Genomic DNA, 15,604 nt, shown 5'->3' with positions numbered 1-15,604 from the left:
ACAAGTCGCGCTAGCGTGCCGCAATGAACGCTTTTGCGCTGGCGATGCCGACCAAAGGATGCATATTAGCAAGAAAAACCGCCTGCCGGGGCAGGTGAATAAGCTGACGAGTCGTGGGGCGGATGAAAATCTTCAATTACAAGCGGGTGCCTTATGCGGAGATGCGTGCTTTCTCCGTTCATATATTGACGGCATCCGGGTCGTTTCTCGCCTTTCTCGGCGTTGTCGCGGCGTCGGAACATCGCTTTGTCGATATGTTCTGGTGGCTCGGCCTGGCGCTGCTGGTCGATGGCATCGACGGGCCGATCGCGCGCAAGGTTCGCGTCAAGGAGGTGCTGCCCAACTGGTCCGGCGATACGCTCGACAATATCATCGATTATGTGACCTATGTGCTGCTGCCGGCATTCGCGCTCTATGAGAGCGGCATGATTGGCGAGCCGTGGTCGTTTGTCGCCGCCGGCATGATCGTCGTTTCCAGTGCCATCTATTACGCCGATACCGGCATGAAGACCGACGAATATTTCTTCTCCGGTTTCCCAGTCGTCTGGAACATGGTGATCTTCACGCTTTTCGTCATCGGCGCCAGCGCCACGACAGCCATGATCCTCGTCGGCGTTTCCGTCGTCCTGACCTTTCTGCCGATCAATTTTCTGCACCCAGTGCGTGTCAAGCGCTTGCGGCCGCTGAACTTTGGCATATTTCTCTTCTGGTCGGCACTCGGCATCTATTCGCTGCTGATGCATTTCGTCATGCCACAATGGGCCGTGGTCCTCTTCATCATCAGCGGTATCTATCTCTATTGCATTGGTGCCGTGCTGCAGTTTTTTCCGTCGCTCGGTCGTCAGTAAGACCCGTCCCTAGGACGTGAGTAAGGATTGTGCATCATGAAGAAGACCAAAGTCATCCGTATCCATGAGAATGGCGGTCCGGAGGTCATGAAGCTGGAGGAGGTGGATCTGCCGCCTCCCGCCGCAGGTGAGGTGCAGCTTCGCCACGCCGCGATCGGCCTCAACTTCATCGATGTCTATTTTCGGTCCGGCCTCTACAAGGCACCACAATTTCCTCTAGCGCTCGGCAAGGAGGCTGCGGGCACGATCATCGAAGTCGGGCCTGGCGTGACCGATTTTGCCGTCGGCGATCGCGTTGCCTATGCCGGCAGCGACGGCGCCTACAGCCTTGAACGCAACATCGAGACCCGCCATCTGGTCAAAGTACCCGATGATATCACGCTTGAAACTGCGGCATCGATGATGCTGAAGGGCATGACGGCCGAATATCTGCTGAACCGCACCTTCAGAGTCGGACCTGGAACGGCGCTTTTGTTCCACGCGGCCGCCGGCGGTGTCGGCCTGATTGCCGGCCAATGGGCCAAGGCACTGGGAGCTGGTACCGTCATCGGCACTGCCGGTTCCGCCGAGAAGGTCGAACTGGCGCTGGCGCACGGCTACGACCACGTCATCGACTACAGCAAGGAGAATTTTGCCGAGCGCGTCCGCGAGATTACCGGCGGCAAGGGTGTCGACGTCGTCTACGACTCGGTTGGGAAGGATACTTTCCCGCAGTCGCTCGATTGCCTGAAGCCGCGCGGCATGTGGGTCACCTTTGGCCAGTCTTCCGGTCCGATCGAGAATTTCAATCTCGCCATCCTCAATCAGAAAGGCTCGCTCTTTGCCACGCGGCCGAGCCTTTTTGCCTATGTCGGCACACCTGAAGAGTTGAGAGCCAGTGCAAAGGCGTTATTTGCTGTTGTGCAAAGCAGCAAAGTGCGTATCAATATTCATCAAACTTATCCGCTTGCTGATGCAGGGCGCGCGCACGCGGATTTGGAAGCCAGGAAAACGAGTGGAACTACACTACTGATCCCATAGATCCGTAAAGGGCAGGACGGTGGGAAGGAAATGAGGGGAACGTGTCGTCATCCGATGCGCCGGCAACCGGTGCACTATTGTCGGTTCGCAAACTGACGAAACTGTTCGGCAGTTTTACTGCTTGCAACGAAATCGATCTTGAAATCCAGCCGGGAGAAATTCACGCTCTCCTCGGAGAAAACGGCGCAGGTAAATCCACGCTCGTCAAGATGCTGTTCGGCGTGCTCGAACCGTCGCATGGGCAGATCGTCTGGCAGGGGCAGCCTGTGGCGATCGATGCGCCGGGCACCGCGCGCAAGCTCGGCATCGGCATGGTGTTTCAGCATTTTTCTCTGTTCGAAGCGCTGACTGTCGCCGAAAATATAGCGTTGTCGCTCGACAGCAATATCCCGCTCGCGAAAATTTCCGAGGAAGCCGCAAAACTTTCGCATGCCTATGGGCTGCCACTCGATCCGAATGCACATGTCGCCGATCTCTCGGTCGGCGAACGTCAGCGTATCGAGATCGTCCGTGCGCTTCTGCAAAACCCTAAGCTCATCATTCTCGACGAGCCCACCTCGGTTTTGACGCCGCAGGAAGCCGATCGCCTCTTCGAAACCCTGTTTAAGTTGAGGGACGAGGGCCGATCGGTGCTTTATATCAGCCACCGGCTGGAGGAAGTGCAGCGCATCTGCTCGCGCGCCACCGTCCTACGCCACGGCAAGGTCACAGGTGCCTGCGATCCCAGGCAGGAAACGACCGGTTCGCTTGCCCGCATGATGGTCGGCAGCGATGTCGCCAGCGTGCAGCACGAGGGGCTTGGCAACAAGGGCGATATTCTCTTGGAGATCGCGGGCCTTTCGGCACCGGCGAGAACCCCGTTTGCCATGGCGCTGAAAGACGTTTCCCTGCGTGTACGGGCCGGTGAGGTGTTGGCGATTGCCGGCGTTGCCGGTAACGGCCAGGGCGAATTGTTCGATGTCATTTCCGGCGAATACACCGTCCCCGCGGATGATCTCGTCCAGCTTCGCGGCAAGTCCGTCGGCACCAAAGGCATCAATGCGCGCCGGCTGATCGGCGCTGGCTTCGTGCCCGAGGAACGCCACGGCCATGCTGCTGTATCGACATTGAAGTTATCGGATAACCTCGTGCTTGCCCGGCATCAGTCGGATCGCAAGTCGTTCCTGGGCGGTGGCTTCTTCAATGTCATCAGGCACGGCGCGGTCAAGCAGGCGACGAAGCGTATCTGCGAGGCGATGGATGTGCGCAAGAGCGGCGAGGATCCGGCTGCCGGCGCGCTGTCCGGCGGCAATCTGCAGAAGTTCATCGTCGGCCGTGAGCTGGATCGCCAGCCGAGCGTGCTCGTTGTCAACCAACCAACCTGGGGCGTCGATGCCGGCGCCGCAAGCCGCATCCGCCAGGCACTGGTCGATCTCGCTCGCGGCGGCTCGGCCGTGCTCGTTATCAGCCAGGATCTGGATGAGATTTTCGAAGTCGCGACCGATATTGCCGTCATCTCGGAAGGACGGCTGTCGCCGTCCTATCCCGCCGGTGAACTGACGCGCGAGAAGATCGGACTGCTGATGGGCGGTCTGCATGACTCTAAGACGCATTCGGAGCCTGTACATGCGCATTGAACTTGAAAAGCGCCCGCAGGTCTCCAAGCTGTTCGGCTTGCTATCGCCTCTGCTTGCGCTCGCATTGGCGTTGATCGCCGGCACCATCATGTTCGCCGTCATGGGCAAGGATCCCGTCGAGGCGCTCGACGCCTTTTTTGTCGAGCCTCTGCTGGAAGTCTGGTCGCTGCACGAACTGGCGATCAAGGCCGGACCGCTGATCCTGGTCGCCGTCGGCCTTTGCCTCTGCTATCGCTCCAACAACTGGAATATCGGCGCCGAAGGGCAGTTCACGATGGGCGCGATCGCCGGATCATTCATCCCGATCGTCTTCACTGATTGGCATTCGCCCGTGGTCCTGCCTTTGATGCTGATCGCCGGCGCCGTCGGCGGCGCGCTCTATGCCGCCATTCCGGCGCTCCTGAAGGCGCATTTCAATACCAATGAGATCCTGACGAGCCTGATGCTGGTCTATATCGCGCAGCTTTTCCTCGATTGGCTGTCGCGCGGGCCATGGCGCGATCCGCAGGGCCATAACTTTCCGCAGAGCATCGACTTTCCGCCAGAAGCAGTTTTGCCGGCGATATGGGAGGACTCCGGGCGTGCGCATTGGGGCATCGTCTTCGCCGTGGTCGCGGCGATCCTTGCCTGGTTCGTTATGAAATATACGCTGAAAGGCTTTGAGATAAGTGTGCTCGGACAGTCGGCGCGGGCAGGGCGCTTTGCCGGTTTTTCTTCGCGGAAAATGGTCTGGTTCGCCTTCCTCGTCTCCGGCGCGCTCTCGGGACTGGCGGGCATATCTGAAGTTTCCGGCTCCATCGGCCATCTGCAGCCGGCAATTTCGCCGGGTTACGGTTTCACCGCCATCATCGTCGCCTTTCTTGCGCGCCTTAATCCGCTCGGAGCCATTCTCTCCGGTCTGGTCCTGGCGCTGACCTATCTCGGCGGTGAAGCCGCGCAGTTATCACCCGGTATTTCCGCCAAGGCGGCCAGCGTCTTCCAGGGCTTGCTTTTGTTTTTCGTGCTCTCCTGCGACACGCTGATCTATTACAAAATCCGTGTGGTTTGGTCGCGGGTCCGTGGAGGTGCGGCATGAGTGTGTTTGAAGCCATCCTGCTCACCATCATCACCGCATCGACGCCGCTCGTCATTGCCGGCCTCGGTGAACTGGTGGTGGAACGCTCCGGCGTCCTCAACCTCGGTGTCGAAGGCATGATGATCATCGGTGCGGTCGCCGCTTTTGTTGGAGCGCAGATGAGCGGATCGCCCTATGTCGGCCTGCTGACCGGCATCATCGGGGGCGCGCTCTTCTCGCTGCTGTTTGGTTTCCTCACGCTGACGCTGGTGACGAACCAGGTCGCGACCGGCCTGGCGCTGACCATCCTTGGGCTCGGCCTTTCCGGCATGATCGGCGAAGGCTATGTCAGTGTGCCGGGCGTGCAGCTGCAAGAAATCGTATTTCCGTTGCTGTCGGATATACCGTTCCTCGGCCCGGTGCTGTTCAAGCAGGACCTGACCTTCTATTTGTCGATCGCGCTGCTCATCGGCGTCAACTGGTTCCTTTTCCGCAGCCGTGCCGGCCTGAAGCTGCGCGCCGTCGGCGATAGCCATGGCTCGGCCCATGCACTCGGCATCGACGTCATCCACACCCGTTATCTCGCGGTCATGTTCGGCGGCGCCTGCGCCGGGCTTGCAGGTGCTCAGCTGTCGCTGGTCTATACTCCGCAATGGGTCGAGAACATGTCGGCCGGCCGCGGCTGGGTGACGCTGGCATTGGTCGTCTTCGCATCCTGGCGGCCGATGCGCGTTCTGGCTGGCGGCTATCTCTTTGGCGCCGTGACGATCCTGCAATTCCATGCGCAGGGCTTCGGCGTCGGCATACCCTCGCAATTCCTGTCGATGCTGCCCTATGCTTCGACTATTGTGGTTCTCGTCATCATCTCTCAAAATCGCCGCGCGACCTTGATCAACACGCCAGCGTCGCTCGGCAAAGCCTTCGTTCCGGAGCGCTGATTGCAACAGCCGGACCGATTTCTGCAAAACATGTCAAACCAGTAGGGGTAACCATGAAAAAACTAGCACTCGCCCTCACAACGACAGCCGCTGCCATCGTTGGTTTCGCTGCCGCCGCTGAAGCGGCACCGACCAAGGTCTGCTTCGTCTATGTCGGTTCGCACACGGACGGCGGCTATTCGCAGGCGCACGATCTCGGCCGTCAGCAGATCCAGAAGGAATTCGGCAACAAGATCGAGACGCCTTATCTCGAAAACGTGCCGGAAGGCCCGGATGCCGAGCGTGCCATCGAGCGTCTCGCCCGCTCCGGCTGCTCGCTGATCTTCTCGACTTCGTTCGGCTTCATGGACGCGACCGTCAAGGTTGCCGCCAAGTTCCCGAAGGTGAAGTTCGAGCACGCGACCGGCTTCAAGAGCGGCCCGAATCTCGCAACCTACAACTCGCGCTTCTATGAAGGCCGCTATATCCTCGGCCAGATCGCCGCCAAGACGTCGAAGAATCATGGTGCCGCCTACATCGCGTCCTTCCCGATTCCGGAAGTCGTGATGGGCATCAACTCCTTCGAACAGGGCGCCCGCTCCATCGATCCGAGCTTCAAGCTGAAGGTCGTATGGGTCAACACCTGGTTCGACCCGGGCAAGGAAGCCGATGCCGCCAAGGCCATGGTCGACCAGGGCGTCGATATTCTGACGCAGCACACCGATACGACGGCGCCGATGCAGGTGGCTGAAGAACGCGGCATTCACGCGTTCGGGCAGGCTTCCGACATGATCAAGGCTGGCCCGAAGGCGCAGCTGACGGCGATCGTCGATACCTGGGGCAACTACTACTCCAAGCGCGTTCATGCGTTGCTCGACGGCACGTGGAAGTCCGAACAGAGCTGGGACGGCCTGAAGGACGGCATCCTGAAGATGGCCGACTATACGAACATGCCTGACGACGTGAAGAAGATGGCCCAGGAAACCGAAGCCAAGATCAAGTCCGGCGAGCTGGCTCCCTTCACCGGTCCGATCAACAAGCAGGACGGCACGCCCTGGCTCAAGGCTGGCGAAAAGGCTGATGACGGCACGCTGCTCGGGATGAACTTCTACATCGAAGGCGTGGACGACAAGCTGCCGGCTTCGAAGTAATTCCGACCACATAGGTAAAGTTGAAAAAGGGCGTCTCGATCGCCCTTTTTTGTTGCACTGCATCATCGAATGTCGATTTACAAAAGTATTACTATATGATTTTTTGACGGCGGGCCTGAGGAGATGGCCTTTGGGAGATAATCATGAAATTTAAGACCGCACTCGTTAGTGCTACGATTCTCGCTGCCTGCATGTTCACATCGGCATCGGCTAAAGACCTGGTCGTCGGATTCTCGCAAATCGGTTCGGAGTCTGGTTGGCGTGCGGCCGAAACGACGCTGACGAAGCAGGAAGCCAAGAAGCGCGGCATCGATCTGAAGTTCGCCGATGCGCAGCAGAAGCAGGAAAACCAGATCAAGGCAATCCGGTCGTTCATCGCGCAGGGCGTCGATGCGATCCTGCTGGCCCCGGTCGTCGAGACCGGCTGGGATGCTGTCCTGAAGGAAGCCAAGGAAGCGAAGATCCCGGTCATTCTGCTTGATCGCACGGTCGCCGCGCCGAAGGACCTTTATCTGACGGCTGTCACGTCCGACTTGGTTCATGAAGGCAAGGTTGCCGGCGACTGGCTTGTAAAGACAGTCGGCGACAAGAAGTGCAACATCGTCGAGCTGCAGGGGACGACCGGCTCCTCGCCGGCCATCGCCCGCAAGAAGGGCTTCGAGGAAGCCATCAAGGGTCACGACAACCTGAAGATCGTTCGCAGCCAGACCGGCGATTTCACCCGCGCCAAGGGCAAGGAAGTCATGGAAAGCTTCCTGAAGGCTGAAAACGGCGGCAAGGATATCTGCGCGCTCTACGCCCATAACGACGATATGGCCGTCGGCGCCATTCAGGCGATCAAGGAAGCTGGCCTGAAGCCGGGCAAGGACATCCTGACCGTGTCGATCGATTCGGTTCCGGATCTCTTCAAGGCAATGGCTGCGGGTGAGGCGAACGCAACCGTTGAGCTGACGCCGAACATGGCTGGTCCGGCCTTCGATGCGCTCGATGCCTACCTGAAGACCAAGAAAGAGCCGCCGAAGTGGATTCAGACGGAATCCAAGCTCTATACCCAGGCCGATGATCCGCAGAAGGTCTACGAGCAGAAGAAGGACCTCGGCTACTAAGACGAAAGCTCATCGCACCGGATCGGCAATGCCGCGCCGGTGCGATATCTTGTGCAAGATGCCGGCGCACCCACGGAATGCGCCGGCTATCGCTTTCGCAATTTGATTCATTCCAAGGAAATTCGCGCTTCATGGCTCACGACGTAGAGCGACTTCTGACGGCGACAGGTTTTTGTAAATATTTCCCCGGTTCGACCGCTCTCGATCATGTCGACTTCACATTGATGCGCGGCGAGGTTCATGCGCTTCTCGGCGAGAACGGTGCTGGAAAGTCGACCCTGATCAAATGCATGACCGGCGCCTACCGGCGCGATGCAGGCACGCTCGTTCTCGATGGGGCCGAGATTGATCCGCATGACACGCTTGCTGCTCAAAAGCTTGGTATTGGAACCGTCTACCAGGAAGTGAACCTGCTGCCCAATCTAAGCGTTGCGGAAAACTTGTTTCTGGGCCGCCAGCCGCGGCGGTTCGGGATGGTCAGCAGCCGCGTCATGAATAAGATGGCCAGAGATCTGCTGTCACAATATGGCCTGGATATCGATGTCAGCCGCCAGCTCGATCGCTTTTCGGTCGCCATTCAGCAGGTGATCGCCATCGCCCGCGCGGTCGATCTTTCCGGCAAGGTCCTCATTCTCGATGAGCCCACTGCGAGCCTGGATACGCATGAAGTCGAGATGCTGTTCGGCATCGTCAGGCGATTGAAACAGCGCGGGCTGGGAATTGTCTTCATCACGCATTTCCTGGAGCAGGTTTACGAAATCTGCGATCGCATTACCGTTCTCCGCAACGGCCGGCTGGTCGGCACGCGCGATGCGAACGGTCTTCCGCGGCAGACCCTGATCGCCATGATGCTCGGCCGCGAACTCGCCGAGACGGAAAATACGATAAAGCAGAGCGAGACGGAAAGCGGCCCGGTCAGATATCACTTCACGAATTTCGGCAAGCGCGGCAAGATCAAGCCTTTCGACATGGAGGTGCGCGTCGGCGAAGTTGTGGGCATTGCGGGCCTGCTTGGCTCAGGGCGGACGGAGACCGCCGAAGTGCTCTTCGGCGTCGAGCGCGCCGACAGTGGCGAGGCGAAGATCGAAGGTAAGCCCATTACGCTTTCCAGTCCGCGTGCCGCGATCAAGAGCGGCTTCGGCTTTTGCCCGGAAGACCGCAAGACCGATGGGATCATCGGTGATCTCTCCATTCGCGAAAATATCGTCATGGCGCTGCAGGCAAGACGCGGCTGGGCAAGGCCCTTGCCGCGCAGCGAGCAGAACGCCATCGCCGATCGCTACATCAAGGCGCTGGATATCCGCACGACCGATCGGGAAAAGCCTATCAGGCTCCTTTCAGGCGGTAACCAGCAGAAGGCGATCCTTGCGCGATGGCTGGCGACCAATCCGAGCTTCCTCATCCTGGATGAGCCGACGCGCGGTATCGATGTCGGTGCCCATGCGGAAATCATCCGCTTGATCGAGGATCTTTGCCGGCAGGGAATGTCCCTGGTAGTTATTTCATCCGAACTCGAGGAGCTTGTCGCCTATAGTTCGCGCGTCATCGTCCTGCGTGACCGCGAACATATTGCCGAGTTGGCCGGAACTGAGATCACGGCCGGAAATATCGTTGAGGCCATCGCCACGACTCAAAAGACGCGGGAGGACGCATGAGCTCGCCAATCAAAACCTCCTTGCTTCGGCTGACGCCTCAGCTCATTGCGCTCGCGGTTATTCTTCTGTTGAATTTCATTATGTTCCCACATTTCTTTCATCTGGAAGTTCAAAATGGAAGGCTGTACGGGAGCTTGATAGACGTGCTCAACCGTGGTGCGCCGGTGGCGTTACTGGCCATCGGCATGACGTTGGTCATCGCCACGAAGGGGATCGATCTATCCGTCGGCGCGGTCATCGCGATCTGTGGTGCTGTTGCGGCGTCCTCGATCGTTGCCGGCTATTCGCTTTCCTATACGCTGCTGTTGACGATCGGCGTCGGGCTGGCATGTGGGCTCTGGAACGGATTCCTCGTCGCCGTACTCGATATCCAGCCCATCATCGCGACGCTGGTGCTGATGGTGGCGGGCCGCGGCATTGCGCAATTGATTACCGAGGGCGCGATTCTCACCTTCAACAATGACGGACTGATCTTCCTTGGCAGCGGCTCGTTCGCCGCCCTGCCGATGCCGGTGGCGATCTGGCTTGTCGCTGCGCTTCTGGTGATCGCTTTGGTGCGGCGCACTGCCCTCGGAATGTTGGTCGAAGCCATCGGCATCAATCGCCGGGCAAGCACCTTGTCCGGTATTCGGACCCCGGTCCTGCTCATCGCGGTTTATGCGTTAAGCGGTCTCTGTGCCTCCGTTGCCGGCATCATCGTTACGGCCGACATCAAGGGTGCGGACGCCAACAATGCCGGTCTGTGGCTTGAGCTGGATGCGATTCTTGCGGTCGTGGTCGGCGGCAATTCGTTGCTTGGCGGCCGTTTCAGCATCGTCGGTTCGCTGATCGGCGCAATGATCATTCAGTCGGTCAATACGGGCATCCTGCTCTCCGGCTTTCCGCCGGAGTTCAATCTGGTGATCAAGGCGATCATCGTCATCGTCATTCTGGTCATCCAGTCGCCGGCAATGCAATCCGCCACGTCATTCTTCTGGCGTCGCCGAGACGAGGGGCAGATGGTGCAAAAGGAGCAGGCAAAGTGAATTCGAAATATCTTCCGCTGCTTGCGACGATCCTTATCTTCATCCTGGCCTATGTCGCCTGCGTGACGCAATATCCGAATATGCTATCGACACGGGTGGTAGGCAACCTATTGACTGATAACGCGTTTTTGGGAATTGCCGCCGTAGGCATGACCTTCGTCATCATCTCGGGCGGCATCGACCTGTCCATCGGCTCGATCATTGCCTTTACCGGTGTTTTTCTGGCCGTCATTCTGCGCGATACGGCGATCCATCCGTTGATCGCATTCATTCTTGCTCTTATCATCACTACGATTTTTGGCGCCGGCATGGGTGCCATCATTCACTATCTCAGCATGCCGCCTTTCATCGTGACGCTGGCCGGCATGTTCCTGGCGCGGGGCATCGCCTTCGTGCTGTCGATCGACAGCATTCCGATCGAGCATGATTTCTATTCTCAGCTCAACGATCTCTATTGGCTGATGCCCGGCGGCGGCCGGCTGACTTTGATCGGCGGTCTCATGCTGCTAGTCTTTGCCGGCGGCGTCGTGCTGGCGCATCGCACCCGTTTCGGTGCCAATGTCTACGCGCTGGGTGGAGGGGTGCAGACCGCGGAGCTGATGGGCGTGGCAGTTGGACGAACGACGATCCAGATCTACGCCCTGTCCGGCTTTCTTGCCGGTCTATCCGGAATCGTTTTTTCGATTTATACCTCAGCGGGATATTCGCTTGCCACGGTCGGCGTCGAACTCGATGCGATCGCCGCCGTGGTCATAGGCGGAACACTGCTGACGGGAGGAGCGGGGTTCGTCGGAGGAACACTCATCGGAATTCTCATACAGGGCTTGATTCAGACCTACATCACCTTCGATGGAACGCTTTCCAGCTGGTGGACGAAGATATTGATCGGCTTGTTGCTGTTTGCCTTTATTCTGATGCAGAAGGGACTTCTGCTGCTTTCCCGCTTGAATCGACGATATGTCTGAGGGAAGGACAGAGCGCTTGCGCGACCGATTGCTTGAGACCGGAAAATCAGAGGGAAAATCGCGCACGAGCCACGCTCAGGTGGTCGATGAGCTGGGCAAGGCGATCGTCTCTGGAGCTTTTCCGATCGGAAGCATTCTTCCCGGCGACAGCGAGCTTCTGCAACGGTTCAAGGTGTCCCGCACTGTCCTGCGTGAGAGTATGAAGACTTTGGCCGCAAAGGGGCTGGTGGTGCCGCGCGCGCGTGTCGGCACGCGCGTCACCGAGAAGATCCATTGGAACATGTTCGACAACGAAGTGCTCAACTGGCATTTCGAAAGCGGCGTCAACAAAGAGTTCCTTCTCCATCTTTATGATATACGCATGGCATTCGAACCTTTTGCCGCGAGCCTCGTGGCGGAGAGGGCCAGTCGAGAGGACATCGAACTGCTTCGCAGTCTTGCCGCTGCCATGGCAGCGCCGCATCATACCTCCGATAGCCTCGCGGTCGCCGATCTGCATTTCCACCTGGCCATTACGGAGGCTTCGCAGAACCCATTCATGCGATCGCTGGGTGGACTTATCGAAGCCGCACTCGTCGGCATGTTTCGCATGAGCGCACCGCCTTCAACCAATGGCTTCGCCAATATTGCGGATACGCATATGGCCATAGTGGACGCGATAGCGGCGCGTGACGGCCTTTCAGCCCATAAGGCGATGGAATTTGTGATCATCGATGGGCGTCAGCATGTCCTCGAAGCTTTCCAGGCTCTCGTCGAGGCCTGAAGGTCGCCTTGAATTTCGCCGTAGTTCATCGCTCGACTTGTTGATATGAGGGGAGTCGCCCGGCCCTCGGGCGGCGCTTGACCGTATATCTCGGAGCTTGAAATGGAACGCAGCTGTCTCGCCATCATTCTCGCCGCCGGCGACAGTACCCGCATGAAGTCATCGATGTCGAAGGTCCTGCATCCGATTGCCGGGCGCCCGATGATCGCCCATGTCATGGATGCGATCTCCAGGACCGGGATTTCTGCGGCGGCTCTGGTTGTGGGGCGTAATGCGGATGAGGTCAGCGCCGCAGCGTCGATCGGCGGCATAACAGTCGAATCCTATCTTCAGAAGGAGCGGCTCGGCACCGGCCATGCCGTGCTGGCGGCGCGCGAGGCGATTGCCCGTGGATATGACGACATTATTGTTGCCTACGGAGACGTCCCTCTGCTGACCGATGTGCCGCTTCGTGCCGCCCGCCAGGGACTGGCCGATGGTAACGACATCGTCGTCATCGGATTTCATACGGAAAATCCCAACGCCTATGGCCGGTTGCTGGTCAAGGATGGCGAGCTGATCGCCATTCGAGAAGCCAAGGATGCCACCGATGCCGAACTCGCGATAAAATGGTGCAATAGCGGACTGATGGCGATCAACGGCCGCAAGGCGCTGGATCTCCTTGATCGCATCGGCAACAACAATGCCAAGGGCGAATATTACCTCACCGATCTCGTCGAGATCGCCCGCTCGCTGGGCGGCCGCGCCGTTGCGGTCGATGCGCCCGAGGTCGAAATGACCGGCTGCAACAACCGGGCCGAGCTCGCTTTTATCGAGCGCCTCTGGCAGGAGCGCCGCCGTCAGGAACTGATGCTGTCGGGCGTGACTATGATAGCGCCGGAAACCGTGTTCCTCGCCTATGACACCGTGATCGGCCAGGATGCGCTGATCGAACCGAACGTCGTCTTCGGTCCTGGTGCCGTGATCGAGGGTGGCGCGGTCATCCATGCCTTCTCGCATATCGAGGGCGCCCATGTCAGCGCCGGCGCGACGGTCGGACCCTTTGCGCGGCTGCGTCCGGGCGCGGATCTCGCCGGCGGTGCCAAGGTTGGCAATTTCTGCGAGGTTAAGAATGGCAAGATCGGCGAGGGCGCCAAGGTCAATCACCTGACCTACATCGGCGATGCGACGATCGGCGCCGGCAGCAATATCGGCGCGGGCACGATCACCTGCAACTATGATGGCGTCAACAAGCATGAGACGCATATCGGCGCCAATGCTTTCGTCGGGTCCAATTCCTCGCTCGTAGCGCCCATTCGCATCGGCGACGGCGCATATATTGCGTCCGGCAGTGTCATCACTGATGATGTTCCGGTCGATGCGCTGGCCTTCGGCCGTGCTCGCCAGGAAGTAAAGCCGGGGCGGGCCAAGGTGATCCGCGAACGAGCTCTTGCCATCAAGGCGGCGAAGAAGGGTGGTCACTAAACCCTTGGATGATTGACGTAACGGTCGGAAATCGAAAGTGACCGTTATGCCAATTGAGAAAATACTAGGAATGATTAGGACTTGCCCTCATCATCTGAGGCCAGACGGAGAGTTGTATGTGCGGCATTGTTGGGATCGTCGGAACGAAGCCCGTAGCGGATCGCCTGGTGGATGCACTGCGGCGGCTCGAATATCGTGGCTATGATTCGGCCGGTGTCGCGACGATCCATGACGGTGTGATGGATCGCCGCCGCGCGGAAGGAAAGCTCTTCAATCTAGAGAAGCGGCTGGAGACGGATCCTCTGCCCGGCACGACAGGCATTGCGCACACGCGCTGGGCAACGCATGGCGTTCCGAATGAAACCAACGCCCATCCGCATTTCGTCGAAGGCGTTGCCGTCGTCCACAACGGTATCATCGAGAACTTCTCGGAGTTGCGCGAAGAGCTGAAGGCTGAAGGGCAGGAGTTCGCCTCGCAGACGGATACCGAAGTCGTCGCCCATCTATTGGCGAAATACGTTCGCGAAGGCCTGGGCCCACGTTCGGCCGTGCTGAAAATGCTGAACCGCGTGACGGGCGCCTATGCATTGGCCGTGATGTTCCAGAGCGATCCCGGCACGCTGATGGCGGCTCGTTCCGGCCCGCCGCTTGCCGTTGGTTATGGCAAGGGCGAGATGTTCCTCGGCTCGGATGCCATCGCGCTTGCACCTTTCACCAACGAGATCACCTATTTGGTCGATGGTGACTGCGCGATTGTCACGCATGCCGGAGCGATCATTCTTGATTTCAACGGCAACGAAGTGAACAGGCCGCGGCAGATTTCGCAGGCGACCGCCTATGTGGTCGACAAGGGCAATCATCGTCACTTCATGGAAAAGGAAATCTACGAACAGCCAGAGGTCATCTCCCATGCGCTGAGCCATTACGTCGATTTCGCCAGCCATCGCGTGCGCCCGGACGTCTCGACGATCGATTTCGGCGGCGTATCCGGCCTCGCGATATCAGCCTGCGGCACCGCTTATCTTGCGGGCTTGGTGGGTAAATACTGGTTCGAGCGCTATGCGCGGCTGCCGGTCGAAATCGATGTTGCCTCCGAGTTCCGTTACCGCGAAATGCCACTGGCGCCTTCTCAGGCGGCACTGTTCATTTCCCAATCCGGCGAAACCGCGGATACCTTGGCTTCGCTGCGCTACTGCCGGGACAACGGCCTGAAGATCGGTGCCGTGGTCAACGTCAGGGAATCAACTATCGCGCGTGAATCCGACGCGGTATTTCCGATCCTGGCCGGTCCCGAGATCGGCGTTGCCTCTACGAAGGCTTTCACCTGTCAGCTTGCAGTTCTCGCATCGCTCGCGATCGGAGCAGGCGTTGCTCGCGGCACGGTCAGTGCCAAGGATGAGGAAGAGATGGTGCGCCATCTCGTCGAAATGCCGCGTATCATGGCGAATGTCCTGAACATCATCCAGCCGCAGATGGAAAGCCTGTCGCGCGAGATCTCGAAGTTCAAGGACGTGCTCTATCTGGGCCGCGGCACCAGCTTCCCGCTCGCCATGGAAGGCGCGCTGAAGTTGAAGGAAATCTCCTATATCCACGCCGAAGGCTATGCGGCCGGCGAATTGAAACATGGGCCGATCGCGCTGATCGACGAGAACATGCCCGTCATCGTCATCGCTCCGCATGACCGCTTCTTCGACAAGACCGTTTCCAACATGCAGGAAGTGGCGGCGCGCGGCGGCCGAATCATCTTCATCACGGATGAGCTTGGCGCGGCAGCCTCGACATTGCCGACCATGGCAACGATCACCTTGCCAGTCGTCGACGAGATCATCGCGCCGATCATATTTTCGCTGCCGATTCAATTGCTTGCCTATCATACGGCTGTCTTCATGGGCACGGACGTCGATCAGCCGCGCAATCTCGCCAAATCGGTCACCGTGGAATAGGGCAACTTCCGTCCCGCATTTGCCGTCACGTCGTCGTGAGCCGGGCGTTTGTTCGGCTCGCGAACGCGGCTGGCGGG

Annotated in this window: 13 protein-coding genes; all 13 read left to right on the top strand. The window is 59.0% G+C overall.

Features of this window, described 5'->3' with window-relative positions:
- Positions 1–122: 122 nt before the first annotated feature.
- The 13 genes from pcsA to glmS all read left to right on the top strand — a co-directional run bounded on the left by pcsA (position 123) and on the right by glmS (position 15,527).
- Positions 123–848: a phosphatidylcholine synthase gene (pcsA, locus tag PH562_RS08875; RefSeq protein WP_285172706.1), complete on the top strand. Its 726-nt coding sequence runs from the start codon at positions 123–125 to the stop codon at positions 846–848.
- 36 nt (positions 849–884) lie between these two features.
- A complete protein-coding gene (locus tag PH562_RS08870; protein ID WP_285172705.1) occupies positions 885–1,868 on the top strand; it encodes a quinone oxidoreductase family protein in 984 nt (327 codons plus the stop codon).
- A 41-nt stretch (positions 1,869–1,909) separates the two neighbouring features.
- On the top strand, positions 1,910–3,484 hold the full coding sequence (locus PH562_RS08865; RefSeq protein ID WP_285172704.1) for an ABC transporter ATP-binding protein: 1,575 nt from the start codon (positions 1,910–1,912) through the stop codon (positions 3,482–3,484).
- Positions 3,474–4,559 carry an ABC transporter permease gene (locus PH562_RS08860; RefSeq protein WP_113233448.1) on the top strand — a complete coding sequence of 362 codons (1,086 nt, stop codon included), beginning with the start codon at positions 3,474–3,476 and terminating at the stop codon, positions 4,557–4,559. The genes PH562_RS08865 and PH562_RS08860 overlap by 11 nt, the downstream gene beginning before the upstream one ends.
- A complete protein-coding gene (locus PH562_RS08855; protein WP_285172703.1) occupies positions 4,556–5,476 on the top strand; it encodes an ABC transporter permease in 921 nt (306 codons plus the stop codon). Before PH562_RS08860 ends, PH562_RS08855 begins: the two co-directional genes overlap by 4 nt.
- Before the next feature lie 53 nt (positions 5,477–5,529).
- Complete coding sequence (locus PH562_RS08850; protein ID WP_113233450.1) at positions 5,530–6,606, top strand: BMP family ABC transporter substrate-binding protein; 1,077 nt, start codon at positions 5,530–5,532, stop codon at positions 6,604–6,606.
- Positions 6,607–6,749: 143 nt separating this feature from the next.
- Positions 6,750–7,712, top strand: a complete 963-nt coding sequence (gene ytfQ, locus PH562_RS08845; protein WP_069612140.1) for a galactofuranose ABC transporter, galactofuranose-binding protein YtfQ — start codon at positions 6,750–6,752, stop codon at positions 7,710–7,712.
- 131 nt (positions 7,713–7,843) lie between these two features.
- Positions 7,844–9,367, top strand: coding sequence for a galactofuranose ABC transporter, ATP-binding protein YtfR (gene ytfR / locus PH562_RS08840; protein ID WP_113233451.1), 1,524 nt, complete (start codon positions 7,844–7,846; stop codon positions 9,365–9,367).
- Complete coding sequence (locus PH562_RS08835; protein WP_113233452.1) at positions 9,364–10,392, top strand: ABC transporter permease; 1,029 nt, start codon at positions 9,364–9,366, stop codon at positions 10,390–10,392. The genes ytfR and PH562_RS08835 overlap by 4 nt, the downstream gene beginning before the upstream one ends.
- Entirely contained in the window at positions 10,389–11,357 is a 969-nt protein-coding gene (gene yjfF, locus PH562_RS08830; protein ID WP_113233453.1) for a galactofuranose ABC transporter, permease protein YjfF, read from the top strand. Before PH562_RS08835 ends, yjfF begins: the two co-directional genes overlap by 4 nt.
- A gap of 16 nt (positions 11,358–11,373) precedes the next feature.
- A complete protein-coding gene (locus tag PH562_RS08825; protein WP_285172702.1) occupies positions 11,374–12,120 on the top strand; it encodes a FadR/GntR family transcriptional regulator in 747 nt (248 codons plus the stop codon).
- Between the two features lie 102 nt (positions 12,121–12,222).
- Positions 12,223–13,584 carry a bifunctional UDP-N-acetylglucosamine diphosphorylase/glucosamine-1-phosphate N-acetyltransferase GlmU gene (gene glmU, locus PH562_RS08820; protein WP_285172701.1) on the top strand — a complete coding sequence of 454 codons (1,362 nt, stop codon included), beginning with the start codon at positions 12,223–12,225 and terminating at the stop codon, positions 13,582–13,584.
- 116 nt (positions 13,585–13,700) lie between these two features.
- Positions 13,701–15,527, top strand: a complete 1,827-nt coding sequence (gene glmS / locus PH562_RS08815; RefSeq protein ID WP_285172700.1) for a glutamine--fructose-6-phosphate transaminase (isomerizing) — start codon at positions 13,701–13,703, stop codon at positions 15,525–15,527.
- Positions 15,528–15,604: the final 77 nt, after the last annotated feature.

The organism is Rhizobium centroccidentale, assembly GCF_030182565.1.
GTDB lineage: Bacteria > Pseudomonadota > Alphaproteobacteria > Rhizobiales > Rhizobiaceae > Rhizobium.
Note: the sequence above shows the minus strand (reverse complement) of the source record. Positions and strands in the feature narration are given on the sequence as shown.